This is a genomic window from Anoxybacillus ayderensis, assembly GCF_000833605.1.
Taxonomy (GTDB): domain Bacteria; phylum Bacillota; class Bacilli; order Bacillales; family Anoxybacillaceae; genus Anoxybacillus; species Anoxybacillus ayderensis.
The window spans coordinates 1-919 of sequence record NZ_JXTG01000058.1 but is presented as its reverse complement, the minus strand read 5'-3'; the positions used below and the strand labels follow the sequence as shown (position 1 = coordinate 919).

1 protein-coding gene and 1 pseudogene are annotated in these 919 nt (G+C 44.8%); both read left to right on the top strand.

The window, feature by feature from the left end:
• Positions 1–418: transposase family protein (locus JV16_RS15455; protein ID WP_244463849.1), on the top strand; the 418-nt coding region annotated here is incomplete at its 5' end.
• A 203-nt stretch (positions 419–621) separates the two neighbouring features.
• Positions 622–919 (top strand): annotated as a pseudogene (locus JV16_RS14890) (transposase); the annotation flags it as partial.

The following is a 919-nucleotide window of genomic DNA, read 5'->3' as shown; positions in this document are numbered from 1 at the left end:
ACAGGAACGTTGCCCTCATTGTGGGGTTGCCACTTCCTGTGTCCACGACAGACGGACAAGAAAAGTACGAGATTTGGCGATTTTCCATCAACCCGTGTACTTGTTCGTGAAGGTAAAGCGCTATCGGTGCTGGAATTGTTCCCAAGTGTTTTCCGCCTCTTTGGAATCGATTCAACCCAATCAACACTACACCAATCGATTTTGTGAGCACTTGTATGAACTTTGTGAAGGCTCTACCATTCAAGAGGTTAGCCGAAAGCACCACATCCCATATACGACATTGGAACGCATCTACTACTGTAAATTTGCAAATTATTTGTTTTGCACATTAGCTAATTATTTCGGATTGGAATATACTTACAAAATCAGAAGCACAGGCTTTACATGGAGCGGCGGACATGTTAGGCTAGTTGCCTAGCGAAACAAGGGCTCCTGCTCGCCTCTTTCGCTAGAAAACATGTCCGCAGAGGCTCCATGTCAAGCCACCAAACGGTTTTTCTGTAAACAGAAGGGAGGAAATTTGCACAATACTCCAGATTTTTGCTGGATTAACGCGCAAAAACCCGTTTGAATTTGCAAAAAAATGGCCATTTTGTTCCGAAATAATGTGCTAATTTACACTACTACTCCATCGCATCGAAAAAAGCAAAAGAGCGCCAAACCGCAACGGAGTCCTCTTGTCAAGAAGGGATGGTGCTTAGCTTAGATGAAATCGCAGTAAAAAAAGGACATCAGTATGAAACCGTATTGATGGATGCCAAAGCCGGATCGGTCATGGGAATGCATGCCGATCGCCAATGTGACTCCGCCATCCAATTGTTGAGCCAGAATGTCCTGTCGAAAGAAAGGGTCCAAACGGTGATTCTTGACATGTGGGAACCTTATCATAAGGCCGTTCGTGCCCTGTTTCCATCTGCTT